Annotated in this window: 21 protein-coding genes and 2 pseudogenes; 8 read left to right on the top strand and 15 right to left on the bottom strand. The window is 75.7% G+C overall.

Annotated elements, in window-relative coordinates; genetic code table 11:
- Window positions 1-61: 61 nt before the first annotated feature.
- From H7H31_RS01445 to H7H31_RS01435, 3 genes are all read right to left on the bottom strand, one after another.
- Window positions 62-1,348 carry a GNAT family N-acetyltransferase gene (locus H7H31_RS01445; RefSeq protein ID WP_187062595.1) on the bottom strand — a complete coding sequence of 429 codons (1,287 nt, stop codon included), beginning with the start codon at window positions 1,346-1,348 and terminating at the stop codon, window positions 62-64.
- Between the two features lie 179 nt (window positions 1,349-1,527).
- Entirely contained in the window at window positions 1,528-3,102 is a 1,575-nt protein-coding gene (locus tag H7H31_RS01440) for an alkaline phosphatase D family protein (protein WP_187062594.1), read from the bottom strand.
- A gap of 320 nt (window positions 3,103-3,422) precedes the next feature.
- Window positions 3,423-5,084, bottom strand: a complete 1,662-nt coding sequence (locus H7H31_RS01435; RefSeq protein ID WP_187062593.1) for an aminotransferase-like domain-containing protein — start codon at window positions 5,082-5,084, stop codon at window positions 3,423-3,425.
- A 47-nt stretch (window positions 5,085-5,131) separates the two neighbouring features.
- Between H7H31_RS01435 and H7H31_RS01430 the strand changes: the two genes are divergently transcribed.
- On the top strand, window positions 5,132-6,259 hold the full coding sequence (locus H7H31_RS01430) for a DMT family transporter (RefSeq protein WP_187062592.1): 1,128 nt from the start codon (window positions 5,132-5,134) through the stop codon (window positions 6,257-6,259).
- Between the two features lie 96 nt (window positions 6,260-6,355).
- On the opposite strand, the gene H7H31_RS01425 is transcribed toward H7H31_RS01430, so the two are convergent.
- Window positions 6,356-7,267: an alpha/beta fold hydrolase gene (locus H7H31_RS01425; protein ID WP_187062591.1), complete on the bottom strand. Its 912-nt coding sequence runs from the start codon at window positions 7,265-7,267 to the stop codon at window positions 6,356-6,358.
- A gap of 275 nt (window positions 7,268-7,542) precedes the next feature.
- On the opposite strand from H7H31_RS01425, the gene H7H31_RS01420 reads away from it, so the two are divergent.
- A complete protein-coding gene (locus tag H7H31_RS01420) occupies window positions 7,543-7,941 on the top strand; it encodes a DUF2795 domain-containing protein (RefSeq protein ID WP_187062590.1) in 399 nt (132 codons plus the stop codon).
- A gap of 30 nt (window positions 7,942-7,971) precedes the next feature.
- Here the strand turns inward: H7H31_RS01420 and H7H31_RS01415 are convergent, their stop codons facing one another.
- Window positions 7,972-8,718 carry an SDR family oxidoreductase gene (locus H7H31_RS01415; RefSeq protein ID WP_187062589.1) on the bottom strand — a complete coding sequence of 249 codons (747 nt, stop codon included), beginning with the start codon at window positions 8,716-8,718 and terminating at the stop codon, window positions 7,972-7,974.
- A gap of 360 nt (window positions 8,719-9,078) precedes the next feature.
- On the opposite strand from H7H31_RS01415, the gene H7H31_RS01410 reads away from it, so the two are divergent.
- Window positions 9,079-10,461: a pentapeptide repeat-containing protein gene (locus tag H7H31_RS01410; protein ID WP_187062588.1), complete on the top strand. Its 1,383-nt coding sequence runs from the start codon at window positions 9,079-9,081 to the stop codon at window positions 10,459-10,461.
- A 95-nt stretch (window positions 10,462-10,556) separates the two neighbouring features.
- Here the strand turns inward: H7H31_RS01410 and H7H31_RS01405 are convergent, their stop codons facing one another.
- Together H7H31_RS01405 and H7H31_RS01400 are read right to left on the bottom strand one after the other, a co-directional pair.
- Entirely contained in the window at window positions 10,557-11,489 is a 933-nt protein-coding gene (locus H7H31_RS01405; protein WP_187062587.1) for an FG-GAP repeat domain-containing protein, read from the bottom strand.
- A 152-nt stretch (window positions 11,490-11,641) separates the two neighbouring features.
- On the bottom strand, window positions 11,642-13,180 hold the full coding sequence (locus H7H31_RS01400; RefSeq protein WP_187062586.1) for an FAD/NAD(P)-binding protein: 1,539 nt from the start codon (window positions 13,178-13,180) through the stop codon (window positions 11,642-11,644).
- A gap of 433 nt (window positions 13,181-13,613) precedes the next feature.
- Here H7H31_RS01400 and H7H31_RS01395 point away from each other — a divergent pair, with 433 nt between their 5' ends.
- Complete coding sequence (locus H7H31_RS01395) at window positions 13,614-14,600, top strand: hypothetical protein (protein ID WP_187062596.1); 987 nt, start codon at window positions 13,614-13,616, stop codon at window positions 14,598-14,600.
- A gap of 244 nt (window positions 14,601-14,844) precedes the next feature.
- On the opposite strand, the gene H7H31_RS34880 is transcribed toward H7H31_RS01395, so the two are convergent.
- From H7H31_RS34880 to H7H31_RS34520, 3 genes and pseudogenes are all read right to left on the bottom strand, one after another.
- Window positions 14,845-15,003, bottom strand: a complete 159-nt coding sequence (locus H7H31_RS34880) for a hypothetical protein (protein WP_187062585.1) — start codon at window positions 15,001-15,003, stop codon at window positions 14,845-14,847.
- Window positions 15,004-15,104: 101 nt separating this feature from the next.
- A pseudogene (locus tag H7H31_RS34525) lies at window positions 15,105-15,257 on the bottom strand (lycopene cyclase); the annotation flags it as partial.
- A gap of 226 nt (window positions 15,258-15,483) precedes the next feature.
- A pseudogene (locus tag H7H31_RS34520) lies at window positions 15,484-15,966 on the bottom strand (lycopene cyclase family protein); the annotation flags it as partial.
- Between the two features lie 223 nt (window positions 15,967-16,189).
- Here H7H31_RS34520 and H7H31_RS33590 point away from each other — a divergent pair.
- On the top strand, window positions 16,190-17,518 hold the full coding sequence (locus tag H7H31_RS33590; protein WP_232109636.1) for a polyprenyl synthetase family protein: 1,329 nt from the start codon (window positions 16,190-16,192) through the stop codon (window positions 17,516-17,518).
- Window positions 17,519-18,125: 607 nt separating this feature from the next.
- Entirely contained in the window at window positions 18,126-18,902 is a 777-nt protein-coding gene (locus tag H7H31_RS01380) for a GntR family transcriptional regulator (protein WP_187064725.1), read from the top strand.
- Between the two features lie 177 nt (window positions 18,903-19,079).
- Here the strand turns inward: H7H31_RS01380 and H7H31_RS01375 are convergent, their stop codons facing one another.
- From H7H31_RS01375 to H7H31_RS01365, 3 genes are all read right to left on the bottom strand, one after another.
- Window positions 19,080-20,237 carry an ROK family transcriptional regulator gene (locus H7H31_RS01375; RefSeq protein ID WP_176165538.1) on the bottom strand — a complete coding sequence of 386 codons (1,158 nt, stop codon included), beginning with the start codon at window positions 20,235-20,237 and terminating at the stop codon, window positions 19,080-19,082.
- A gap of 137 nt (window positions 20,238-20,374) precedes the next feature.
- On the bottom strand, window positions 20,375-21,025 hold the full coding sequence (locus tag H7H31_RS01370; RefSeq protein WP_187064724.1) for a response regulator: 651 nt from the start codon (window positions 21,023-21,025) through the stop codon (window positions 20,375-20,377).
- Window positions 21,026-21,071: 46 nt separating this feature from the next.
- Window positions 21,072-22,325 carry a sensor histidine kinase gene (locus H7H31_RS01365; RefSeq protein ID WP_187064732.1) on the bottom strand — a complete coding sequence of 418 codons (1,254 nt, stop codon included), beginning with the start codon at window positions 22,323-22,325 and terminating at the stop codon, window positions 21,072-21,074.
- Window positions 22,326-22,441: 116 nt separating this feature from the next.
- Between H7H31_RS01365 and H7H31_RS01360 the strand changes: the two genes are divergently transcribed.
- Window positions 22,442-23,371, top strand: a complete 930-nt coding sequence (locus H7H31_RS01360; protein WP_187064723.1) for an ABC transporter ATP-binding protein — start codon at window positions 22,442-22,444, stop codon at window positions 23,369-23,371.
- Window positions 23,372-23,374: 3 nt separating this feature from the next.
- The gene (locus H7H31_RS01355; RefSeq protein ID WP_187064722.1) at window positions 23,375-24,115 is read left to right on the top strand and encodes an ABC transporter permease subunit; all 741 of its coding nucleotides are present in this window, start codon (window positions 23,375-23,377) and stop codon (window positions 24,113-24,115) included.
- Window positions 24,116-24,188: 73 nt separating this feature from the next.
- On the opposite strand, the gene mug is transcribed toward H7H31_RS01355, so the two are convergent.
- Together mug and purB are read right to left on the bottom strand one after the other, a co-directional pair.
- Window positions 24,189-24,725, bottom strand: coding sequence for a G/U mismatch-specific DNA glycosylase (mug, locus tag H7H31_RS01350; protein WP_187064721.1), 537 nt, complete (start codon window positions 24,723-24,725; stop codon window positions 24,189-24,191).
- 17 nt (window positions 24,726-24,742) lie between these two features.
- Window positions 24,743-26,176 carry an adenylosuccinate lyase gene (gene purB, locus H7H31_RS01345; protein ID WP_232109635.1) on the bottom strand — a complete coding sequence of 478 codons (1,434 nt, stop codon included), beginning with the start codon at window positions 26,174-26,176 and terminating at the stop codon, window positions 24,743-24,745.
- Window positions 26,177-26,285: the final 109 nt, after the last annotated feature.

The following is a 26,285-nucleotide window of genomic DNA, read 5'->3' as shown; positions in this document are numbered from 1 at the left end:
GGGCCCGGCAGGCGGCGGGCAGGCGGGCGGCGGGTGGGCGGCGGCCGGGTCGCGCCGGGAGCTAGCCGCCCTCGCCGCGCGGGCCCGCGGACAGCGCCGCGGCGGCGAGCTGGGCCGTGATGACGAGCGTCCCCTCCTCGACCTGGTAGTCGAGCGGCAGCCCGAGGCCGCGCATGGCCGCGACCATGCCGGTGTTGGCCGCCTGGGTGACCGCGTAGACGTACGCGCAGTCGGTCTCGGCCGCCATCTCCACCAACTGCCGCAGCAGCCGGGCCCCGATGCCGCGGCGCTGCCAGGCGTCCTCCACGAGCAGCGCGACCTCGGTCTCCTCGCCGTCCCAGAGCAGGTGGCCGAGGGCCACCAGACGCCCGGAGGCGGTCTGCACGGCGAGCGTGCGACCGTAGCGCGGGCTGAGCAGGTGCTCCAGGTAGCGGTCGGCGTCGGCGACCGGACCGTGGTAGCGCATGGCCAGCGTCGCGGGCGAGCACCGGTCGTGCATCGCGCGGGCGGCCTCCAGGTCGCCGAGGTCGGCGCGGCGCACGGTGATCTCGTTGCCCTCGGGCAGCGTGACCACGTCCTGGCTGGGCGGGACGCGCGGGCCGAGCCGGGAGTCCAGCTCGATCAGCGCCCGGGCGCGGGCGAACTCCGTCGGCGTGAACGGCAGGTGCGGGCGCTCGATGGTCACCGAGCCGCCCGACGGGTCGGGCAGCCGCATGAGGGTGCCCTCCAGGACGCCGTCGGCCGGCACCTCGTCCGCGGCCGAGCGCCGCCCGAACGGGGGGTTGGCCGGCTGCGAGCGGATGGCGCAGCGGCCCAGCAACTGCCGCAGCGCCACCGGCAGCTCCGCGGCGTCCAGGGCGGTCCGGGTGGCCAGGCCGAGGACCCGGGTCGGGCCGTCCACCAGGTCGTGCGCGTCCGCCCGCTCCACCCACGTGTCCCGCCCGCCGCCGGCGTCGGCGGCGGCGCCGAGCACCTCGGCGCTCAGCCCGGCCGGCGCGCGCAGCAGCATCTCGTCCACGGTGCCGTCGGTGAGCGGGTGGGCCTGCAACGAGAGGATGTCCACCCGCTGCGCGGCCAGCGCCGCGCACAGCGCCGCGAGGCTGCCGGGGCGGTCCCGTACGGTCGTGCGCATCCGCCACAGCGCCGTGGCGTCCCCGCCGTCCGCCGCGGAGCGGGACGGGGTGCCCTCCGGCGCCGTGGCGTCGGTATCGCTCGCGGGACCCGCGGGCGGGGCGTGGCTATGCCGGGCGCTGTCCGAGGTCAGGTCGCGGCCGGCGACGCGCTCCGCCAGGCGCTGCCGCCATGTCCGCCGGGTCCGGGCACTCCTGGTCAAGGTCGTGTCACTCATAGCTCCACTCTGCGCGAGCGGTGTTGCGCGGTCACGAACGGTGTGTGACTGATGAGTTAAGGGCGGCTCTGGGCTGCTATCGCCCGATTCTGTCCATTGCTCAAACACCTGATGTCCCCGTCCGTCCCTCGTCGCTTTCCGCGCGCGTCGTCCCTGTGTCGTGCCGCCGCCGGCGGGCCCTACTGTCCGACCCGGCCCGGCTGCAACACCTTGGTGAAGAGGACGGCGCCGCCCTCTTCCCGCAGCCGGACGGTCAGTTCCGCACTGCCGCCGTCGATCTCCACCTCGCCGTAATACTGACCGCCTTCGGCCGGCGAGACGTTCGGCTTGGCCGGAGCTTTGACGAAGGCTTGCTCGGGGCCGAACGTGCCGTCCAGCCCGACGGCCGGGAATCCGCCCGCGTGCAGCGGCCCCGACACGAACTCCCAAAACGGTTCGAAGTCCGTGAACGCGGCCCGCGTTGGTACGTACCGCTGCGCCGATGTGTAGTGAACGTCGGCCGTGAGCCACACAGTTCCCGTGATGCGACGGTGTTTGATGTGGCGCAGCAACTCGGCTATCTGGAGCTCGCGGCCCAGCGGCGCGCCCGGGTCGCCCTGCGCGACCGCCTCGAAGTTCGTCCCCCCGTCGGCGACCACGAGCCCCAGCGGCATGTCCGAGGCGATCACCTTCCAGACCGCGCGCGAGCGGGAGAGCTCGCGCTTGAGCCAGGCGAGCTGCTCGGCGCCCAGGATGCCCACGGCGTCGTCGGGCTGGCGGCCCGGCGAGTTGGCGTTGCGGTAGGTGCGCATGTCGAGGACGAACACGTCGAGCAGCGGGCCGTGCCGCAGCACCCGGTAGACCCGGCCGGCCCCGTCCGGGCGCAGCGTCGAGATGGGGAAGTACTCGCTCCAGGCCCGCCGGGCCCGCGCGGCCAGCACGTCCACGTTCTTCTCGGTGTACCGGTCGTCGTCCAGGATCTGCCCCGGGTACCAGTTGTTGCGCACCTCGTGGTCGTCCCACTGGGTGATGGAGGGCACCTGCGCGTTGAAGTCCCGCAGGTGCGCGTCGAGCAGGTTGTACCGGAAGTTGCCCCGGTACTCCTTCAGCGTCTCGGCGACCTTCGACTTCTCCTCGGTGGTGATGTTCCGCCACACGCGGCCGTCGGGCAGCGTGATGGTGGGCGGGATCGGGTTGTCCGCGTAGACGCTGTCGCCGCTGCACAGGAAGAAGTCCGGGTCGAGCCGGCGCATCTCGGAGAAGATCGGGAAGCCGCCCCGGTCCGGGTTGATGCCCCAGCCCTGCCCGGCCAGGTCGCCCGACCACAGGAACCGCACGTCGCGGCGGCGCGCGGGGGCGGTGCGGAAGGTGCCGTAGACAGGCTCGCCGGTACGCCTCGGGTCGTGCGGGTCGGCGAGGGTGATCCGGTAGTGGATCTGCTCCCCGGGCGGCAGGCCGTGCAGCGCGGTGCGGCCGGTGAAGTCGGTACCCGGGCCCACGAGCGGGCCGTGCCAGCGGCGCGTGCGCCGGAAGGAGTCGGTCGCCGAGGTCTCCACGATCATGCGGGCCCGGCGGTCCGAGCGCACCCACACCAGCCCCGACGACGCCGTGACGTCCCCGACCTGGGCGCCCCAACGGGCCTGCGGGCGGCCGGACAGTACCAGCGCCGGCGCGGCTGCCGCCGCGGCTGCCGGCAGGGCCAGCGCGGCCGAGGCGACCGCCGATCCACGCAGCACGGTGCGCCGGCCGATCGCGTTCCCGGGGTCCCGACTCATGCGTAACCTCCTGCTATTCCCATTCCACACGTACTTCACGCCTGTCACCGCAGTATCGCCCCCGGATTCCTGGGCAATACGGACGGAGCCCCAACGCGAGGTGAACAACTGGTCAGTGCATGCGGCGACCGCCGGCCGCCGCCCCACGGTGCGCCCGACCCATTGGACCGCCCCGGGGCGGTCCGTGGGGCGCTGTGACAGGACGCGGACGGATCGCGTACCGGACCCGTACGCGGCGGCGCGCGCGGCTCCCGCGCCACGGCGCGCGGGGCGGGCCGGGTGGCGCCGGGCGCTGGGGGACGCGCGCGGCCCCGGCGGCGTCAGCGATCGGGGTGACGCAACTGCCGTACGGCGGCGACGATCCGGCTCGGCGACAGGTGGGCGTAGCCGAGTACGAGGCGCACCCCGGGGCGGGCATGCAGCTCCGGCGCGGTGCCGCACGCGTACGCGTCCAGCGGGGCGAGCGCCACCCCCGCGCGCTGGGCCCGCGCCAGGAACGACTCCCTCGGGCCGTACCGCTCCGGCAGGTGGGCGATGACGTGCAGCCCCGCCGCGATGCCGGTCACCCGGGTGCCGGGGAAGTGCTCGGCCAGCGCCGTCACCAGCGCGTCCCGCCGCTCCCGGTAGGCACGTTGGCAGCGGCGCAGTTGGCGGTCGTAGTCGCCCCGCCCGATCAGATCGGCGAACAGCGCCTGGTCGAGCACGGGGTGGCCGAGGTCCATCGTCCGCTTGCGCTCCACCACCTCGTCCACCAGCGGCTGCGGCACCACCATCCAGCCGAGCCGCAGCCCCGGCGCCAGGGACTTGCTGACCGAACCGGTGTACACGACCCGCCCGGGGTCGAGCCCCTGGAGCGCGCCCACCGGCGCCCTGTCGTACCGGAAGTCCCCGTCGTAGTCGTCCTCGACGAGCAACCCGTCGGCGGCCCGGGCCCAGTCGAGCAGGCCGGACCGGCGGCGGGCCGAGTAGGCGATCCCGGAGGGGAACTGGTGCGAGGGCGTCAGCACCGCGCCGCGCGCCCCGGTCGCCGCCAGCTCCGCCGGGTCGATGCCCTCGGCACCCACCGCCAGCGGCACCGCGTCCACCCCGACCGCGGCGAACAGCCCCCGGTAGGCGGCGGTGCCCGGGTCCTCCAGGGCCACTACCGGGCGGGCGGGGCCCACCACCGTGGCGGCCACGTCGCGACCCTGTACGGCCCCCACCGTCTCGGTGGCAGCGGCCCCGGCCCACCGGCCGCCGCCGCCCGCACCGCCGCGGGCCGGGGCCGGCGCGGCGCCCGCCGGCAGCAGCGGCCCACCACCCCGCCCCGCGAGCACCGCGCCGACCAGGGTCAACGCCTGGGCCACGCCCGAACAGACGACGATCCGCTCCGGGTCGGCCACCACCCCGCGCCGCCGGGTGAGCAGCCCGGCCAGCGCCTCCCGCAGCTCGGGCAGGCCGCGCGGGTCGGGGTAGCCGAGCGCCTCGTGCGGTAGCCTCGCCAGCGCCCTGCGGTGCGCGGCCGTCCACGCCGCGCGCGGGAACAGCGACAGGTCCGGAGTGCCGGGCAGGAACCCGACCGCCGGCTCACGGGCGTCGTCCGTCCGCTCGGGCCCGGCGGGCGCGGCGCAGCGCACGGCCCCGCTGACCCAGGTGCCCGCCCCCTGGCCACTGCGCAGATAACCCTCGGCGGTCAACTGCTCGTACGCGTCGGTGATCAGGCCGCGCGAGACCCCGAGGTCGGCGGCGAGTTCGCGGCTCGCCGGCAGCCGGGTGCCGCCCGCGATCCGCCCCAAGGTGATGGCGTCGCGCAGCGCGCGCTGTAGGGCCCGGCCGCGCTGTCGCGCCGGCAGCGCGACGCTGGGCAGCAACAACTCCCAGGCGGGCGTGGCCGCACGGGCGGCCCGGGCGGCGTTGGGGCCCGCGTCGCTCGCGGGCGCGGCGTGGTCGGTGGGCGCCCCGTGCGCGGTGGCAGGAGACGAAGTGGTCTGCGAATCACTCATCGGATTGGACCCTAAGACGTACCGCCGCACTGCCTAGCGTCGCCCCCATGGATCACAGCGACTCCGCACACCAGCGGCGCGGCGCCCTGCTCGCCGCCCTCGCCTGCACGCTGGTCGGCGCCTCCTTCACCGCCAACAGCGTGCTCAGCGACTTCCCACACGCCGGCGGCCAGGCCATCCGCTACGCCCTCGCCAGCCTCCTGCTGTTCCCGCTCGTCGGGCGCCGCGGCCTCGCGCCGCTGCGGACGCTGGGCTGGCGCGGGTGGGGGTGGCTGGCGGGGCTGGCCGGGGTCGGCATGGTCGGCTTCAACCTGGCGGTCCTCGCGGCCGAACGCACCTCCGAACCCGCCGTGCCCGGCGTCTTCGTGGGGTGCGCCCCGGTGGTGATCGCCGTCATCGTCCCGGCGCTGGACGGCCGCCGCCCCGCCCGCGCGGTGCTATGCGGCGCCCTGTTGGTCGCGGCGGGCGCCTTCACGGTCCAGGGCTGGGGCCGGGCGGACCTGCCGGGCATCGCCTGGTCCGTGGCCGCGCTCGGCGGTGAGGTCGTCTTCGCGCTCGCCGCGCTGCCGGTGCTGCGCACCGTGGGCCCCGTCCTGCTGTCGGCCGCCGCCTCGGCCGTCGGGGCCGTGGAGGCGCTGGTGCTCGCGGTCCTCATGGACGGCCGGGGGTGGCTGCGGATGCCCGACGCGGGCGAGGGGGCCGCGCTGCTGTGGCAGACCCTGGTCGTCACGGTGATCGGCTTCGTCTGCTGGTACCGGGGGATGCAACGGATCGGCCCGGAGCGGGCCACGCTCTTCTCCGGCCTGATCCCGGTCGCCGCCGCCATCACGGCGCCGGCCGTGGGAGCAGGTGGCTACGGCCCGGCGCAGGCGGCGGGCAGCCTGCTCGTCGGCACCGGCGTCGCCGTCGGCTCCGGCGCCTTCGGCCAGCGGCTCCGTGGGCGGCGGCGCGAGCGGGTCGTCGCCTCCGGCGCGCCCGGTGTCGCGGCGGACGCCCCCGCGCCAGCGCCGGCGCGCCGCGGTACGGCGCGCGGCGGCGACGGTGCGGCGGCCGGCCCTGAGCCGGGCCCGACCGGCTCTCCCGCGAAGGCGCCGCCAGCCGGACGAGCGCCCCGCGCCGCACGACCTGCCCCGGGCGACGGCGCGCCGTGCGGCGCCGGCCCGCGCGAGGGCTGACCGCCATCGGGCGCGCCGCTGGCCGCGCGCCCGGGGCACGCCCGTGGCGCGGCGCGCGCCGGGCCGCCCCTCGGGGCGACGACGCGCGCCCCGACGCTAGGGCGCGGAACTCAACGCGCCGGCGTCGTCCGCCACTCGGCCGGTCGCGGTGGCCGGGGCGGGGGCGGCGGATGTGCCGGTGGCCGTGGCGTCCAGGATGACCCGGGAGACCAGCGCCGGATCGTCGTTCATCGGCACGTGGCCGCAGCGCGGCAGCCTGATCAGCCGGGCCCCGGGGATGGCGCGCTTGGCGCGCGGCCCCTGCCGGGGCAGCAGGATCCGGTCGGCGGTGCCCCAGGCGATGGTGACGGGGATGTCGGCCAGGTCGTCGGCGTAACGCACCGCACGCCCGGCGGCCAGCGAGGGCGCGAACCCCGCGCCCTCGCGCATCGCCCGGGCCTCGGCCACCACGCGCTCCGGCGCGCGCTTGCCCGGCCGGGCGTAGACGGCGCCGACCAGCGCGGCCCGGCCCGCCGCCGTCTGCGCCACCCGGGCGACGAAGGGATCGGACATGGCGCGGGCGCTGCGGTACATCACGCGGAGCACGCCGAAGCCGTAGCGCCGCTCGGCCTCGGTCCAGAACCCGGCCGGGGAGAGCGCGGTGACGGTGCGCGCGTGACCGGTGCGGCCCAGTTCGAGCGCCAGGAGCCCGCCCAGGGAGTTGCCCACCACATGCGGTCGCTCCACGCCCAACTCGCGGAAGAGCTGTGCCAGCACGGGTACCACGCCGGCCAGGTCGTAGCCGACGCCGGCGGGCAGCGGCGCCGACGCGCCGAAGCCCGGCAGGTCGACGGCGATCACCTCGCGCTCCGCGGCGAGGATGCTGAGCACCGGCTCCCAGGCCTGCCAGTGGTGCGCGATGCCGTGCAGCAACACGACCGGCGGGCCCGCCCCCCGTCGCTCGTACGCGATGTCGAGGGGCACGGTGCCGGTGGCGGTGTCATGGGCGAAGGAGATCGTTTCGGCCATGGGGGGCTCCGTTTCTTCCGCGGCGGGAGTTGCTGGACAGAATGTCAGCAAGGGTTACCGCTGGGTAGACCTCGTGCGGTCGGAATCGCCGCGGCACTCCTACGGGCGTCCCCGACCAGGGCCGCTGGGCCGCTGTGGGAGTTGGTACGGCCGGCATGCACGGCCCGCGTGTCACGCGCGCCGTGCGGGGAACCCGAGCCGGACACGGGGGAAGACCCACCGCACAGCGCGACCCGGCCAGGCGCCCATCGGGCGGCCGGCCCCGAGGAAGCCTCATGAACGCTCACGAGAACAAGACCGGCCCGCTCCACGACGACGAGCTCAAGAAGCGCATGCAGGGCGAGCTGAAGGGCGGCCACTCCACCCGCGCCCGGGAAGAGCTCGAACCCGAGCCGCCGGGCGAGGACCAGCCCGCCGCCAGCCGCTCGCCGTACACCGCGCGCTCCGGGTCGACGCCACCCGGCATGACCCCCGAGAACGTCGAACTCCGCACGGAGTTGGCCCAGCACCTGGGGCGGAGCGTCTACCCGGCCGACCGCGCGAAGGTGATCGACACGTTGCGCGAACACCACGCGCCGGATCGACTCATCGACACGGCGGCCGAACTGCCCGAGGGCAAGCGGTACGGCAACGTCCAGGACATCATGCGGACGCTCGGCCGCGCCGACGACTGACGGGCACCGCGATCCCGGCAGGCCACGAGGTCACAGGCCCCCGGCGACGCGCAGCACCGCACCGCTGGTGTACGAGGCGTCGGACGAGAGCAGCCACGCGATGGCGCCGGCGATTTCCTCCGGCTCACCGGGGCGGCCCATCGGCACCCGGTCCGCCGCGCGCCACGGCCGCTCGGGGTCGCCCATCGAGGCGTGGATGTCGGTGACGGTCATGCCCGGCTGTACGGAGTTGACCCGGATGCCCTCCGCGGCCAGTTCCTTGGACAGGCCCACCGTCATCGCGTCCACGGCGGCCTTGCTCGCCGCGTAGTGCACGTACTCGTCGGGGCTGCCCGTGGTGGCGCTGGACGAGGAGACGTTGACGATGGCCCCGCCCGCGCCGCCGTGCCGGGTGGACATCTCGCGGGCGGCCCGGCGGGCGCACAGGAGCGCGCCGGTCACGTTGACGTCGATGACCCGCCGCATGGCCTCCGGCGAGGTCTCCGTGAAGCGGCCGAGCAGGCCCGTGATCCCGGCGTTGTTCACCAGCCCGGTGACGGCGCCCAACTCCGAGCGCGCCGTGTCGAACAGCGCGTCGACCTGCTCGGCGTCGCTCGTGTCGGCCCGTACGGTCACGCACCGCACGCCCTCCGCGCGGACCTTGGCCGCCGTCGCGTCGGCGGCGTCCGCGGCGCGCTCGAAGCCGATGGCGATGTGGTGTCCCGCCCGCGCCAGCCGTACGGCGACGGCCGCGCCGATGCCCCTGCTGCCGCCCGTTACCACCGTGACCTGGTCCATTGCCCGCTCCTTGGCTCAACTCCGCGCGCACCACCCCGCGCGGGAGGCCATCGCGCACGAGGGCGCGCCGCGGCCCGGCGACGGGACGATCCGGGTCCGACCGGGCCGTACGGTGCGATGATCCGACGCTACCCGAGGCCCGCCCCGGGTCCCGGTTCGGGGCGGGCGGCCAGGGAGCCGGCCGACCGCCGGGCGGCGCGCCTGGGAGAGGCGCGACGGTGGGCGCGCCCGTGGTGACAGGGGCGAGGTCGTACGGTCGCGCTGCCGTGGGCTCTGAGGAGCTGCCGCGTTAGCTCTGAGAAAGCTCTGAAACGCGGCGATCGGCCCCGTGTCGCCCCGTCGTGCCGGCACGGTGCGGGCATGCGATCACGGTGGAGACGACGGTGGCGACCGACCTGGGGCAGCGCGGCGGTGGCCGGCGCGGTGCTGGTCGGCGTGCTCTTGGCGCTGGTCTACAGCCCGACGGGGCGGTGGCTGGTGCGGTGGACGTGCGGCCCCGAGTGGTCGCGCATGGACGGCGCCGCCCGATCGGCGGCGCTCGGGCAGTTCCGGCTGGCCGCCGTCCAGAGCATGGGGGTGCTCGGCGCCGGGGCGGCGTTGGTCTTCACCGGCTTCACCTACCGGCTCTCCCGGCGCGGTCAGGTCACCGACCGCCTCACCAAGGCCGTCGAACGGCTCGGGGCGACCGAGGTCCACGTGCGCCTGGGCGGGGTGCTGGCGCTGGAACGCTTCGTGCGGGACTCGCCGGCGGAGGCCGCCCACGCCGCGTCCATCCTCAACGCCTTCCTCCGCGAACGCGCCCCGCGGGTGCGGAGCCCCGAGGTCGGCGCCGCGGCCCTCCGGGCCACCCTCGGCCGCCGCCCCCCGCGCGCCCTCGCCGCCCAACGGCCGCACGCGGCCCCGGAGGCCGACGTACAGGCGGCCCTCACGGCGTTGACCCACCCCGCGTCACGGCGCCACGTTCCGCCCGACACCGTGATCGACCTCAGCCACCTGGACCTCGCCTACGCCGACCTCCCGCACGCGGACCTCAGGGGCGCCCGCCTCGTGCACACCGACCTCACCGGTGTACGGGCGCCCGGCGCGGACCTCAACGGCGCCTGGTTGGCGCACGCCAAGCTGGCCGAGGCCGAACTCGACGGGGCGCGCCTGGACTACGCCCAACTCGACCACGCCGACCTCAGCGACGCTCGGCTCGACCGCGCCCACCTCGCCCACGCCTGGCTCACCAGGGCCGATCTCAGCGGCGCCCGACTCAACGACGCCGACCTCAGCCGTACCCAGTTGGTCGCAACCGACCTCACCGGCGCCGAGTTGAACGCGGCCGACCTGACGGGCGCCTATCTGCACGGGGCGCGGCTGACGGGAGCCAGGCTGTGGGACGCGAACCTCACCGGGGCCCAGGTGAACGGCGACCTCGCCCACGCCATGCTGGGCGGCGCCACCCTCACCGACGCCGTGCTGTCCCACGTGGACCTGCGGAACACGCTGGTGGGGACCGAACAGATCGTGGCGGCCCGCCCGCTCGACGTACGACTGTCGCCGGAGCTGGCCGCCGACCCGCGCGTCGCCGCTCGCCTGGCCACCGTGGCGACGTGGACTTACTCGTTCGTGTGCAGGCGTGTCACGGTCGACTGGCACCCGGGACGGCCGCCCGGCGGCGCGGGGGACGCGGGCGCCAGCAGGCTGGCGTTCGAGCGGAACGCCCTCGGCGTCGCGCTCTCCCCACGGCCCGGCGGATAGCGGGCGGGCCACGGAAGGCGCGCCCGCCGTCGCTGTGGCCTCGGCCGGTGGACCGCCCGGCCGGGTGCCGGACGGTCCACGCGTGCTGGCCGGGGTTAGAAGATCTGCGCGTACTGGTTCCAGCCAGCGTTGCCGATCTTCGTCTTCTTCTGGTACGGGGCGGACGCCTTGCCCGTGCCCTTGTACAGCCACAGGGCGCCGGCCGTGTCGCGGGCGAGCAGGTCGGTGCGACCGTCGCCGTTGACGTCCCCGGTGGAGACCAGGTGGTTGTAGGCGTTCCAACCGGGGCCGATCGCGCTGCGGGTGGCGAACGGCTTGGCGAGGTCTCCCGTGCCCTTGTAGAGCCAGAGCCCGCCGGAGCGGTCACGGGCCACGATGTCGGGGCGGCCGTCACCGGTCAGGTCGTGCTGGCCGGCGAGTTGGGTGTACTGGTTCCAGCCCGGGCCGACCTTCTTGCGAGCGGACAGGGTCCCGTCGGACTTGGCCGGATGCAGCCACAGTGTGCCGCCGCCGTCCCGGGTCAGGAGGTCCGACTGCGCCGTCCCGCCGAGGTTGCCGGGCGAGAACAGGGCGTTGTACTTGTCCCAGCCCCGCCCGAGATCGCGCTCGACGCCGTTGCTGTCGGAGTACACGAGCGTGCCGTCGACGATGCGTGCGAACAGGCCGGCCGACGCGCCGTTGCTGTGCATGTCGACCTGGGACGCGGCGTTCACGCCCGCCCAGCTCTCCTCGAAGCGCTCGCGCGGGCCCAGGCCCCCGCGGCCGTCGGGCCAGTACCAGTACAGGACGCCGGACCGGGTGACGCCCGTCACCGGCAGCAGCGGGGCGACCGAGCGGGCGGCGCGGGTGCCCTGCTTGGCGTCCGGGGCGGCGGCGACCGACGAGGTCGCCTCCTGGACCGCGGCGGCGACGGGCGCCGGGTCGTGGGTGGCCGCTGACGCGGTGGTGCCGGTCAGGGCAGTGGCCGTCAGCACGGTCGCGAGGCCCGTCAGGGCCCGACCGGCGCGATGGCCGAAGCGGTAGGTCACGTGTGCTTCCCCCCAAGGAAGGTGACAAGAGCCGAGGGCGCGCTGGCGCCCTCGGCGGTTGCGATATCGCCTTGATCTTCACATGAAACCCACATGTGTCAACTTCTCACCGGCCAGGGTGGTTTCGAAGTGGCCACGGCCCAGCAGGCGCGCTACGTCGACGGGTTGGGAGCCCGGAGCAGGCGGCCGGCGACCTCGTCGGCCTGACGCACGACGTTGTTCAGGTGGTTGGCGAACGGGATGCGCAGGTGGGTGCCTACGCCCACGATCCAGACGCGCTCCGGCGCGGCGGCCGGATCGGTGCGCACCCGGAGGTCGGCCGCGAGATGGTCAAGGGCGGTGGCCGACGCGGGCGGCGCCTCCAGGTACAGCGTCCTGGCGGCGGCGTCCCAGTACGGCTGCGGTGGGTGGAAGCCGGTGGCGTTGACGACGTGGTCGTACTCCCGCACGGCGGAATCGGGCCACCGCACGCGCCAGCGCCCGCCGGCGTACGCGACGGCGCGCGGGTAGCCGGCGGCCACGCGCAGGAGCCCGGCGTCGCAGTGCGCCACCAACCGGCGGGCGTTGACCAGCGCCAACGCGGTGACGTAGCGATTGACGAACGGCGCGAAGCGGGCCATGAGCGCGTGCCGCCGCTCGCCGGACAGCGTGGCGCCCAGCGCGATGGTGGCGTCTATCAGCGGAGCGCACACCCGAGCCCAGTGGCAGGCGCCGGCCTCGGCGAGCGCCGTTTCCTCGCGCAACCGCCGCACGGGGTCCGCGGCCGTGGAGACCTGCCGTCGCCAGGGGAGCGGCGAGACCGACCGGACCGCCTCCACCGTGTGGCGCAGGAGTCGATCGCCCAGGTACGGGTCGGCGGGGTCCAGCTCGGCGACGCGGTCCAGCGCCGGGAGGGGGCGCGGGGGAGCGGCCAGCGCGGTACGCACCGCGGGCAGTTGTCCCGAGGGCGAGGTCAGCGTGGTCCGGTGACCGTCCCGGCACAGCAACAGCGCGGCGTCGACCGCGCTCTGGTGCGTGCCCAGCACCAGCACCCGGCGCGGGCGCTGGCCCAGCGCCTCGCGCAGCCGGGCGCTCGGGTACGGGCTGTCCAGATAGCGGGGGTGCTCCTGCCAGGTGGCGAAGCCGTCCGGGACGCGGGGGCGGCGCACGCCCGTGCAGAGCACCACGTCGTCGGCGGTGAGTCGACGGCCGTCGGACAGCAGCACCCGGTAGCCGTCGGCGCGTACCTCCACCGCGCGGGCCGTGGCCGAAAGTCGGTCCACGTCGACGCCGTGCGCGGCGGCCCGCGCGCGGGCCTGAACGGAGCGGGCGTGGCAGTACTCGGCCATCCACGACCTCGGCACGCACTCCTGGGCCCGCCCCGTCCAGCCACGCTGCCGCAGGTGGTCCTCGAAGTCCCGTGGGTGCCGCGCGCGCACGGAGTTGAGGTCCACCGCGCTGTTGCACATCAGCAGCGGATCGCTGTCCCCGAAGGCCAACCCCCAGCCCATCGGACAGGGGTCCACCACGCGTACGGACCGCACGGCGCGCGCCCCGGCCCCACCGGTGCCCGAGAGCGCGTCGACCAACTGCACCAACACGCTGGTCCCGGCCGCCCCGCCACCGACGATCACCACGTCCCGGCCGGCGGACGAGTCCACCCCGCTTCGGCCCACACCGGCCGGTCCGACGTCAGGAACAACCGCGTCCACCGCTGGGCACTCCCTTCCACGCCGCTGACACCGCGAGCGGGGCATCGGGCCGGTCGCCCGCCGCCACCGGACAGGCCACGAACCGTTGCCCCGAGCCCCGTCCGACCCGCCACCATCCTGCCCGGGCGTCGTCTCGGGTGGGGCGCGACGGACGGGTGTGGCGTGGACTACGCGACCGGTTGGCTGGCGAACACCGGTGCTCCAGGGACGTCTGGGTCGGGCGGGTCAGGCGAACCGACACGGGTCGGGCGGCGGCGCGGATGGCGTACCAACTGCCGTGGAGCACCGTGGCGCTGGCCGGGCCCAGCGCTCGGCTTCGCGGTGCCATCGAGCGGGCCGGAGTTGCGAAGCAGCGGTGAAAGCCGTGTGGAGATCCCGCCCCCGGCCTCGCCTATGCTGCGATCGGATGATCACCGGAGTCGGGGGGCGCGGCATGTTCGGCAAGTTGTTCGGCAGGGGTGCGGAGAGACCGGTGGCGGACCCGCATGTCCTTCCCGCCCCGCGCAGGCGACGGAGCCAGGTGTACACCCTGCGCGCGCTCGGGGACGCGCGCGTGCTGGCCCTGGTGGAGGCGGCGGGGGCGGGGGACTGGCCGGCGCTGAAGGCGGCACTGCCCCTCGTCGATCTCGGCCGCAACCATCAGGTCCTCTTCGAACTGGCCGAGGTGGACGGCGTGCAGGACTGGATCGGCCAGGCCATCGAGGACGAGGGAGAAGACCGAGCGTCGGCCCTGCTCATCGCCGGGGCGCGGTACGTCGCCTGGGGCTGGGAGGCACGCACCGCCACTGCCGCCGCGCACGTCACGCCGGAACAGTGGCGGACCTTCTTCCGGCGTCTGCGCATCGCCGAGGAATACCTCCTCGAAGCCGTCGAGTTACGGCCGGACTGGGTCACCCCGTGGGGCCGTCTCCTCGCCCTGGGCCGGGGCATGTCGCTGGGCGCCGAGGTCAACGGGGCCCGACTGGCGGACGCCCTGCACCGCGATCCGCTGGACCTGGAGACCCACCTTGAGTGGCTGTCGCACCTGCAACCCCGCTGGGGCGGCGCCCCCGGCCAGGCGTTGGCCTTCGCCCGTGACGCGCTCGCCCGTGCTCCGCGCGGGCATCGCCTCGGTTGCGTGATCGCCATGGCGCACATCCACGACTGGATCGAGGCGGACGACGGGGAATGCCTCGAAACCCCCGAGATCCAGGCCGAGTTGCGGCGCGCCGTCGACCACAGCATCCTCCACCCCGGCTACGTTTTCCGCCCGGGCTGGCAGTACGACCTCAACGTCTTCGCCATGGCCCTGGCGCTGGCCGACGAGCGGCACACCATCCGGCGCGTCTTCCGTACGCTCGACGGCGCCTACACGGTCCGGCCCTGGCTGCATCTCGCCCAGTCCGAGAAGGAGTTCACCCGCCATCACCGCCGCGCCTGACCGCCCGCCGGGCCCCAGCCGCCGGGACCTGTGACCGCAACTGTGGCGACCAACCGCCACCCGCGTTCGCCGGCGCACGCCGCCGCCCGGTCGCGGGGCGGCCACGCGCCCGCGACCGGGCACCGCCCACAGGGCGTGGCCGCGCAGCCCCCACCGGCGCAGCAGGGCGTTGGCGGCAGAAAACCGCTGGTCGCCGCCCGCTCCCTCAGCGCCACTGGCAGGCCGGTGCATACCGTGTCGTCCGCTACCACCAGGCCCGGGGGTGGGGCGTCGACTCGTAGCGGGCGTCGAGCACCCGGGCCCGTCGGGGATCCGGGTAGACGCGGTGCGACGCGCCCAGCGACTCCGCCTGTCGGGCCGGGCGCCCGGCGTCCTCGGGCCGGGTGTACGCGTGCAGCTCCACGACCGCGCACCGCGTCCACCAGCCGGGCGGGGGCGGAGCGGCCGACGCCCGGCGTGCAGCGCCTCGGCCACGGCCAGCGTCTGCCGTCGCACGGCGCTGAACGCGTACCCCGAGGCGGATCGCGTCGCCCCGGTCGGGCGGGTCGCAGCGCACACCCCGATCCGGAACATGCTCGACCCGACCTGTCGAGGAAAGGCCGCGCTCGTCATCGGGATCACGCCCTGCCCGTACGCGGTGACCTCGTACTCCGCCACGCCCAGCGCGCGGGCCAGGTAGTGCCGCAGCACGCGTCGTACTCCGCCCGGTCGAGCGCGCGGCGGCAGAACTCCGTGTACGCCACCAGGGCCTCGTGCCGGCCGTACGGCAGGACCTACCCGAACGAGAAGCCGTGCGCCGGCTGCGGGGTGCGGGGTGCGGAAGTTCCATCGGGTCCACCACGGAGGGGTCGAAGGCCGACCGATGCGAGCGGACGAACCCACCGCGGAAGTGCTGCGACAGGGCGGCGCGGGCGGGCGGTGGCTCGGCCAGGGGCCGGGGGGCGAAGACCCAGCGGGCGCGCACGGTCAGCCGGTCGCCGCCCACCCGCCGGGCGTGCGCCACGGCGCCACCCGGCGCGGACGCGACCCGGTCGACCACCGCCTCGACGCGCGACACCCGGCGACTGGCCGCGATCTCCCCGCCGATCAGCGCGTCGAGCGCCTCCGAGCACAGCATCTTGTCGCGCAGCGGCGCGATGTCGGCGCGCACGGTCCGACCGTCACTCGAACGCGCCCGCAACCGCTGCCAGGAGGCCGCCCACACGCCGTAGGGGTCTGCCCCGGCTTTCCGGAAGCACCAGGTACGGGGCGGGACGCGGGCCGGCGCCGGCGGCGCCGCCAGCAACACCGCCGTCAGTCGCCGCGCGCCTTCCGGCGGCCGGGCCAGCCACCGCGCCAGCGAGAGGCCGGCGGCGCCGGCGCCCACGCTGGCCACGTCCGACTCCACGTGCACGACGGGCCCCCTCTCCCGCGACCAGCGGGCCCGGCCAGCCTTCCCCTCGCCGGTCGCGGGCGCCGCTGCTCGCGCGCGTGTCGCGCGGCCGGCCACCGGCCCGTCGCCCAGTCCCCCGAACGGCGCAGCCAGCGAGGCGCCCCGCGCGGCATATGTCAGGGCGGAGGTATTTCCCCGACGGGCGAGAGGATCCCCGATGCGCTCCACCCAGGTGATCGGCCGGATGGCGGCGGACCTGCCGCGCGGGCCCCGCGCCGGGCCGCTCGGCGCCCCCGCGTCCGGCGCCCGCCCCGCCTCCGGCAGCGCGCGGCCGGAGCGGGACGGCGACGACGATCCGTGCACCGTCGACGACGACGTGGTGGGGGCCGTCAACCGCGAACTCGAGCGGTTGTTCGCGGCTGGCCTGGCCCGCTGCCGCGACCTGGACCCGGTCTTCGCCGAGGACATCGCCGAGCGGATCGCCCGCTTCACCGTGCAGGGCGGGCGCCGCATCCGCTCCCGCCTCGTGTGGTGGGCCCTGCGCGCGTGCGGCGGCGGGGGAGCGGGGCGGGCGGGGGCGGGGCTGCGGATGGCCGCGGCGCTCGAACTCATCCAGACCTGCGCGCTCGTCCACGACGACCTGATGGACGCCGCCCTCCTGCGTCGCGGCGCTCCCTCGCTCCACGCCGACGTGACGCACCAGTACGCGGGCGCGGCGCCGGGGCCCGCGGCGCGGCAACTCGGCGCTTCGGCCGCCGTGCTCGCCGGCGACCTGGCCCTGGTCTGGGCGGACGACGCGGTCGCGGGCCTCCTGCTGGACGGCCGTTTCCCGCCGCACACCGCCCACCGGCTGCACGAGGTGTGGCGCGGCATGCGCACCGAGATGGTGGCCGGCCAGTACCTGGACGTACAGGGCCAGGCCACCGCCGCGCTCAGCCCGACCCGCGCGCTCCGCGCCGCTCGCCTCAAGAGCGCCCACTACACCGTCGAACGCCCGCTGCACTTCGGCGCGGTCCTGGCCGGCGCGGACACCGACACCACCCGGGCGCTGCGCCTCGCCGGGCGCCGCGCCGGACTGGCCTTCCAGCTCCGGGACGACCTGGACGACCTCTTCGCCGACCCGCGGACCACCGGAAAACCGACCGGCGGCGACGTGCGGCAGGGCAAGCCCACCTACCTACTGGCCGTCGCCCACGCCCTGGCCGGCAGGGCCGGCGACCGGGCCGCGCTCGACCTGCTGGAGCACGTCGTGGGCCGCACCGACCTGACCGGCGCCGAACTGGACGGCCTGCGGGCCCGGCTCGTCGCCGTCGGCGCCCGCGACCTGGTCCAGGCGAAGATCACGCGGCTCGCCCGGCAGTCCCTGCGCCACCTGGACGCGGCCGACCTGGAACCGTACGCGGCCACCCAGTTGCGCCGCCTGCTCGCCGAGACCACCGGCACGCCACCCGACGCCCCCGCACCACCGGGCCGGCAGCCCGCACCACCACCCGCCGGGCCCGGCCAGGCGTCGCCCGCCGGCCCGGAACAGGAGGGAGCGCGGTAACCCGAACCATCGCCGGGCCCACCGGCCACGTGGTGGTGACCGGCGCGTGGTGGAGGTCGGGCTGGCCACCTCCGACCGGCCCGGCTTCGCGGTGGCCCGCCGGGCCTCCCCGCCGCCGCGTCCGGTGCTCTGCCGCGTCCGACGCTCCGCCGCGTCGCGGGCCGCCGCTGGCGCGACGACCTGGCCAACGCCGAGCTGTGCGCAGGGAGTTGAGGCCCACCGGACGCTTCCCCGGCTGAGCCGGCCGACACCGGTCGCCCGTGGCGGTAGTGGCAGTGGAAGCGTCAGCGGCGGCGCGCACGCGAGACGGTCCGACCCGTCCTGGCCGTGACGGGGCGGTGCTCGGGCACCGTCCGCGGACCACATCGTGGACGGCTCGGGGATTGGTCTTGACCAAGCCAGCCAGTCGTCCTATCGTCACACCCATACTGAAACAACCTTTAATAAAGAAGCGCGCATAACTTCAGCCCGCGAGACGGGCTGGCCGAGCCCGCGGCGCGGGGTGTCGGTTCGTGGGGCGGGGTGATCGCACCGCGGCGCGCTTGGCTCAGCGGGGACGCGCGGCCGGTGCGAGACCGGCCCGGACACGGCGAACGTGGAGGACAGGGTGGGGACCACGCAGCTTGAGACGGTGCCGGAGCCGAAGTACTGGCACTTGAAGACGGTGCTGAGCAACGCGCTCGATTCGGAGTTCGCGGTGGGCGAGATCCTGCCCAACGAGCGCGACCTGGCCGCGCGGTTCGGCGTCGCGCGCGCCACGCTCCGACAGGCTCTGGAACAACTGGAGTTGGAGGGCCGGCTGCAGCGCCGCCGCGGCGTCGGTACCACCGTCGCCCCGCCCCGTATGGGCGTTGCCGTCGGCGACAGCCGGCACGCCTGGCCCGGCGCGGTCGCCGACCCGTGGCAGACGCTGGGCAGCACCTCGGGCGACGTGCCCGCCGCCGTGGTGCGGCTGCTGGCGCCCGCGACGGGCGAGGCCGTGTACACGGTGCGGCGCGCGCTCACCACCGACGGCCAGCCCGTCGCCGCCGAGCTGCTGTACGTGCCGGCCGGTTCCGTCCCCGAGCTGACGGGCGACGAGAACGCCGCGACCGCGCCCGGCGGCGCGACCGCCCTGCCCGCCGGGGGAGCGGCCCGGGCCCGCTCGGTCCTGCGCGAGCTGCACCGGCTGGAACTCGACGGCCAGGAGCGCACGGTGGAACTCGGCTCGGCCCGCGCGGACGACGCCAGGGCCCTCGACCGGCTGCCCGGCGCCCCGGTCCTCGTCGTGACCACCCGCTACCTGTCGGCGGGCCGGACGGCGGCCGTCAGCGTGGCGACCTACCGCGCCGACACCTGCCGCCTGACCTTCGGCGACGCGGCGCCCGACCTGCTGGCGAGCTGAACCCCACGCCCCCGGCCGCCGCGACGGCGGAGACCGAGCGCCGCGCGAGGCCCCGACCGGCACCACGGTCGGGGCGCGCGCGGCGCTGACGTACCCGTGAGCGCTGAGCCGCCGGCGGAGCTGACGCGCCAGCACACCCGCCCCGTACGCGGGGCTGGCGCGGGAGCCGGCCCGCCGTCAGCGGCGGGCCGTGACCGTGCTCTCCACCGCGAACAGTTGCTCCTCCACGTGGTCGAGCGCCAGCCGGAGCGCGCCCGTCGCGATGGCCGCCTCGCCGAGAACGGACTGTTCCACCAGGGGCGGGCGCAGGCAGTAGCGGGCGAGTTCCGTACGCAGCGGGTCCAACACCCCGTCCAGCCCGGCGGCCCAACCGCCCACCACGACCAGCTCCGGGTCGAGCGCGAGCACCAGCGCCGTCACGTCGTGCACCAGGCGCCGGATGAACCGGGACACGGCCGCCCGCGCCCCGGCGTCGCCCGCCCTGGCCAGCGCGAACACGCGGGCCACCTGCTCCTCGTCCAGCGGGTGCAGCGGCTCCCCGGTGGTGGACAGGACCTGCTCCGGCGGCGCCTCGCCGCCCAGCAGGTGCAGCGCCCCGATCTCGCCGGCGGCTCCGCCGAAACCACGGTGCAGCCGGCCGCCGATCAGCGCGCCGGCCCCGGGGCTCAGCCCGGCCAGCACGAACACGACGTCGTCGGAGCGGGTCGCGGCGCCCTGCCAGTGCTCGGCGACGGCCGCCGTGTTCGCGTCGTTCTCCACCAGTACCGGGCAGCGGAACGAGCGGCGCAGCCGGTCGCCCAGCGGCAGCCCGGTCCAGCCTGGCAGCGCGGTGCTCAGCGCCACGTTGCCCTCGGCGTCCACGATGCCGGGGCTGCCCACGCCGACCGCCCGCAGCGAACTGCGGGCCACGCCCGCGCGCTTCAGCAGGTCGGCCACGGCCCCGCGCAGCCGCTCCAGCCGTTCGTCGGCCGAGGCCGCCACGGTGACCTCCCGTGCCACCGAGCCGAGCAGTCGGCCGTCGAGGTCGGACAGGAGCGCCGAGACGCGGTGCGGGCCGATCTCGATGCCGCACAGGTGCCCCGCCTCCGCGCGGAAGCGGAACCTGCGCGCCGGGCGTCCCTGCCGGCGGGCCTCGCCCTCCTCGGCGGGCGTCTCCACCACCAGACCGCTGTCCGTCAGCCCCTCGACCACTCCCTCGACCGTCGGGCGCGAAAGCCCGGTGACTCGAACCAGATCCGTGAGGGTCGCGGACTCCACGGTCCGCAGCGCGTGCAGCACCACGGCGGAGTTGATCCGCCGCAGCAGTGACGGGTCCCCGCCGGTGAGCCGCCCCAATCCGGCCTCCCTACCTGTGCGTGTCTGCCGGATCGTATCTGTTGCCGCCCCTCCCGGCGACCTCCCCAGTGGCGCCACAATCAGCCATCTCACCTGCCACTCGGCCCACTCGCGTGCCGGGCGGCGGCCGGGGCGGCTCACCGTGGCGCGACGAACCCCGACTCGTACGCGGCGATCACCGCCTGGGTGCGGTCGCGGGCGCCGAGCTTGCCGAGCACCGCGCTGACGTGCGTCTTGACCGTCTCGGTGCCGACCACCAGGCGCCCGGCGATCTCCGCGTTGGACAGGCCGCGCGCCATCAGCCGCAGCACCTCCTCCTCACGGGCCGTCAGCGCGGCGCGCTCCATGGTCGCGCGGGCCCGCGCGTTGCCGTGCGCCGCCGCCAGCGACCGCACGGCGGCCGGGAACAGCAGCGAGTCGCCCGCGGCCACCAGCCGCACCGCGTGCACGATCTCGGCCGGCCGGGCGCGCTTGAGCAGGAAGCCGTCGGCCCCCGCGCGCAGCGCCTCGTAGACGTACTCGTCGTTCTCGAACGTCGTCACCACGAGGATCTTCGGCGGACTCGGCACCGCGCGCAGCACGGCCCGCGTCGCCTCGATGCCGTCGAGCAGCGGCATCCGCACGTCCATCGCGACCACGTCCGGGCGCAGCTCGCGCACCAGGGGCAGCACCGCGGCGCCGTCCGCGGCCTCGCCGACCACCTCGATGTCCGGCTGCGCGCTGAGGATCGCGTGCAGCCCGGCCCGTACGAGCTGTTCGTCGTCGACGAGGATGACGGTCACCGGCATGCGAACACCCTAGTCCGGGGGTCCGACAAGCCCCCGCGCGCGCCCCTCACAGGAGCCGGTCCAGCGGCAGCCGTACGTGCACCCGCCACCGGCCGTCCGCCGGCCCGGCGTGGGCCTCGCCGCCGAGAAGCGCGGCCCGCTCCCGGATGCCGCGCAGCCCGCTGCCACCGCCCGAACCGCCCGTCCGGGCGGCGTCCGCCGCCGGCAGCGGGTTGCGGATGTCCAGTTCGAGCACCGCGTCCCGGGCCGCGACGCGCAGCACGACCGGCACCGGACCGGCATGCCGCAGCGCGTTGGTCAGCGCCTCCTGCACGATGCGGTAGCCCTCCCGCGACAGCGGACCCGGCACCCGGTCGAGGGGCCCGGTCACCTCGGCGTCCACCGGTGCGCCGGCCGCCCGGGCCGACTCGACGAGCCGCTCCACCTCGGTGAGCGCCGGGCGCCGGGGCACGGTCGCTGAGCCTGGGTCGTCCTGTCGCAGCAGCCGCAGCACCCGCTCCAGGTCCTCCAGGGCGCGCCGGCCGGTGTCCTCGATGGCCGCGAGCGCGCGCTCGGTGAACTGTGCCGAGCCCGCCGCGCGCGCCGCCCCCGCCTGCACCACGGCGACGGTGAGCGCGTGGCCGATCGAGTCGTGCAACTCCCTGGCCAGCCGGTTGTGTTCCAGCAGGCGCTCCGTACGCTCCTCGAGCGCCGCCAGCCGCTCCTCGCTCGACGGCGCCAGCAGCCAGCGCGCCGCCTGCGCCGCCGCTGCCCCCACCCCCACCACCAGCGCGGCCAGCGCGACCACCGGCAGCGGCGTCAACAGCGCCCACCAACCACCGGGCCCGGTGACCAGCCACACCGAAAGGCCCGGCAACCACACCGTCGCCACCAGCACCGCCGTCCCCGCCAGCACCCGCACCAGCAGCCACAGCGCGGTATGGCCGCGCTCGGCCCAACCGCGCGCGGGCGCGACCGAGATGCCCGGGTCGGCCGGCCCCGCCGCGCGCCGCTCGCCCGACGAACCCCGCCGCCCCGCCCCGCTCCCGAAGCCGCCCTCACGGGACGGGGTCGACGACCGGCCGGGGGTGAGCAACAGCCGGGCCTGTACGCCCTCCGCCGACCGCACCGCCGGGATCAGGCTCAGCGCGAGCAGGATCGGCACGGGCAGCACCAGGAAGCCGGCCCAGCTCAGCGGGCCCGCCGCCGAGGTGCCGGGAAAGACGAACAGGCAGATGGACGCGAAGACCCCGCTGACGAGCAGATGCAGCCAGCGCGTGTACGTCTCGACCCGCACCAACGGCCTGAGCAGGGCGTTCATCAGGTTCACCGGCACATCGTGCCAGCGCGACGCGCCCACCGAATCCCCCGCCAGGGGGAGGAGCGACCCGCGCCCGGGGGAGGCACCGGGCCCCGCCGGGCCGGCAGCCTGGCGGCATGACCTCGATCGACGTACGGGACCTGCGCAAGGACTACGGCCCCATCCGCGCCGTAGACGACGTGACCTTCACTGTCCGACCCGGCCGGGTCACCGGATTCCTCGGGCCCAACGGCGCCGGCAAGTCCACCACCCTGCGCGTGGCCCTCGGCCTGGACCGGCCCACCACGGGCCGGGTGACCATCGGCGGCCGGCCCTACCGCTCGGCGCCCCAGCCGCTGCGGCTGGCCGGCGCGCTGCTGGACGCCGGGGCCGCGCTCGGCGCCCGCACCGCCCGGGACCACCTGCGCTGCCTGGCGTACAGCAACGACATCCCGCACCGGCGGATCGCCGAGGTGCTGGCCGAGACCGGGCTTGAGGCCGTCGCACGGCGCCGGGTGGGCACCTTCTCGCTCGGCATGCGGCAGCGGCTCGGGATCGCCGCCGCGCTGCTCGGCGACCCGCCCGTGCTGATGCTGGACGAGCCGACCAACGGCCTCGACCCCGAGGGCATCGTGTGGATACGGGAGTTGCTGCGCCGACTGGCCGCCGACGGCCGCACCGTGCTGGTCTCCAGCCATCTGATGGGGGAGACCGCGCGCACCGCCGACCACCTGGTCGTCCTGGGGCGCGGCCGGCTGCTCGCCGACACCCCGATGGCCGACTTCATCGCCGCGCACAGCAGCCCTCGGGCGTACCTGCGCACCACCGAACCCGAGCGGCTGCGCGACCTGTTGGCCGCGGTGGGGCTCGCCGGCGCGCCGGACGGCGACGGGCGCTGGTGTCTGCCCGACATCACGGCGGCCCGCGTCGGCGAACTGGCGGCGGCCGGCGGCGTGCCACTGCTCGAACTCACCGACGCCCAGGTCTCGTTGGAAGAGGCGTACCTGCGCCTGACGGCCGACGCCACGCAGTACGCCGCCACGCGTAACCCCGCGACGGGAGGCTGAGTCATGAACGTCACCGCGGTACTGCGCTCGGAATGGGCCAAGGTCCACACCGTGCGCGCCACCCTCGCCGCGCTGGCCTGCGTCCCGTTGGCCACCGCCGGCTTCACGGCGCTGGCGTGCGCCACCCACGAACCGGGCGCCGGCGCGGCCGACTTCGACCCGGTCCACTCCTCCTACTTCGGCCTGGGCTTCGGGCAACTGGCCGCGCTCTGCTTCGGCGTGCTGGTCGTCACGGGCGAGTACCGGGGCGGCGCCCTGCGGATGTCGCTGGCGGCGGTGCCGCGCCGCGGGCTGTTCTACGGCTGCAAGCTCGCCGTCGTCGGCGGTCTCGGGCTCGCGGTGGGCACCGTGACCGGCCTCGTCTCGTTCCTGGTCGGACAGGCGCTGCTCGGCGAGGACGGAGTGGGCCTCGGCGCCCCGGGCGCGCTGCGCGCCGTCCTCGGCTGCGGGCTCTACCTCGGCCTGATCGCCGTGCTGGCCGCGGGCGTGGCCACCGTGCTCCGTGGCCCGGTGGCCGCCCTCGGCCTGCTGGTCCCGCTGCTCACCTTCGTCCAACCGGTCCTGGGCACCGGCTCGCCGGCGTTCCGGGTGACCCGGTTCCTGCCGGACGCGGCCGGCCAGAGCGTCCTGCACACCACCCCCTGGGCGGGGCTCGGTCCCTGGTCGGGCCTCGCGGTCCTGGCCGCCTGGACCCTGCTCCTGGCGGCGGCGGGTTGGCGGGCCCTGGAGCGGCGGGACGCCTGAGCCCGCCCGTGGCGACGCGTACGGCGCCGGCCGCGCGCCCCCACGGACGGAGGGGCCGTGCGGGCGGCCGGGCTCAGTCGCTCGCGGCCTCGCGCATCCGGCCGTACTCCTCGGCCATGGTCGCCAGGCTCCAGTGCGCGTTGAGGCCACTCGGGTTGGGCAGCACCCACACCCTGGTGTCGCCCAGCGGGGTGTCCTGCGGGCCGATGCGGGCCTTGCGGTCGTCGAAGGCCACCCGGTAGGCGGTGACGCCGACGACCGCGAGCCACGCCGGGCGCAGGCGGGCCACCTTCTCGCGCAGTATCCGCCCGCCCTCGCGGTACTCGTCGGCGCCCAGCTCGTCGGCGCGCGCACTGGCCCGGGCCACCACGTTGGTGATGCCGAGCCCGTACGTCAGCAACTCCCGCTCCTCGTCCGGGCGCAGCCGCCGCGGCGTGAACCCGGAGGCGTGCAGGACCGGCCAGAACCGGTTGCCCGGGCGGGCGAAGTGATGGCCGGTCGCCGCCGACATCAGGCCCGGGTTGATGCCGCAGAACAGGACGCGCAGCCCCGGCGCGACCACGTCGGGCACGACGCGGTCGCGGGCAGCGGCCAACTCCTCGGGGCTCACGCGGCGGCCGTCGGGGCTCAGAGGATCGACCCCGGCGCGTACCCGGCGGCCTCCGGGTACTGCCTGGTGATCTCCTCGACGCGGGCCACCACGGAGGCGACCTGGTCCGCGGCGGCGCCGGTGAAGGAGAGCTTGTCGGCCATCAGGGCGTCCAGCGCCGCCCGGTCCAGCGGAAGGCGCTCGTCCGCCGCGAGGGTGTCCAACAGTTCGTTGCGCTCGGCGCCCCGCTCGCGCATGGCCAGCGCCGCCGCCACCGCGTTCTCCTTGATCGCCTCGTGCGCCTCCTCGCGACCCACGCCGGCCCGCACGGCCCCCATCAGCACCTTGGTGGTGGCCAGGAACGGCAGGTAGCGGTCGAGCTCGCGGGCGACGACGGCCGGGAAGGCGCCGAACTCGTCCAGCACCGTCAGGAACGTCTCCAGCAGGCCGTCGAGTGCGAAGAAGGCGTCCGGCAGCGCGACGCGGCGCACCACCGAGCACGACACGTCGCCCTCGTTCCACTGGTCGCCCGCCAGTTCGCCGGCCATCGACGCGTAGCCGCGCAGGACCACCGTCAGGCCGTTCACCCGCTCGCAGGAGCGCGTGTTCATCTTGTGCGGCATCGCGGACGAGCCGACCTGGCCCGGCTTGAACCCCTCGGTGACCAGCTCGTGGCCGGCCATCAGCCGGATCGTCTTGGCGATCGACGAGGGGGCGGCGGCCACCTGCACCAGGGCCGTGACCACCTCGTAGTCCAGGGAGCGCGGGTAGACCTGGCCGACGGAGGTGAAGGCGCTCCCGAAGCCGAGGTGCCCGGCGATGCGCTGCTCGAGGTCGGCCAGCTTCGACGCGTCGCCGCCGAACAGGTCGAGCATGTCCTGTGCGGTGCCGACCGGGCCCTTGATGCCGCGCAGCGGGTAGCGGTCGAGCAGCTCCGTGAGGCGCGCGAAGGCCACCAGGAGTTCGTCGGCGCCGGTGGCGAAGCGCTTGCCGAGCGTGGTGGCCTGCGCCGCGACGTTGTGCGAGCGTCCGGCCATGACCAGCTCCGCGTGCTCGGCCGCCAGCGCGGCGAGCCGGGCGAGCACCGCGACCACGCGGTCGCGCACCAGCTCGAGCGAGAGCCTGACCTGCAACTGCTCGACGTTCTCGGTCAGGTCCCGGGACGTCATGCCCTTGTGCACCTGTTCGTGCCCGGCCAGCGCGTTGAACTCCTCGATCCGCGCCTTGACGTCGTGCCGGGTGACCTTCTCGCGCTCGGCGATCGACTCCAGGTCCACCCGCTCAAGGACCCGCTCGTAGTCGGCGATGGCGGCGTCCGGCACCTCGATGCCCAGGTCCTTCTGGGCGCGCAGCACGGCCAGCCACAGCCGCCTCTCCAGCACCACCTTGTGTTCGGGGGACCACAGGAGGGCCAGCTCCGCCGAGGCGTAGCGGCTGGCCAGGACGTTCGGGATGCGCGGCTTAGCAGTCACGGACGCACAGTCTACTGGCGGTATCCGCAGGCCAGCGCCGCGCCCTCGGCGGCCGGTGGCCCGCCGGGGCCGGCCCACCGACATCGTGCGGCCTCCCGCGCCGGGCCGC

It is taken from the genome of Streptomyces buecherae, from assembly GCF_014295035.1.
In the GTDB taxonomy this organism is placed as follows: Bacteria; Actinomycetota; Actinomycetes; order Streptomycetales; family Streptomycetaceae; genus Streptomyces; species Streptomyces youssoufiensis.
This window is presented reverse-complemented; position numbering and strand designations above follow the sequence as displayed.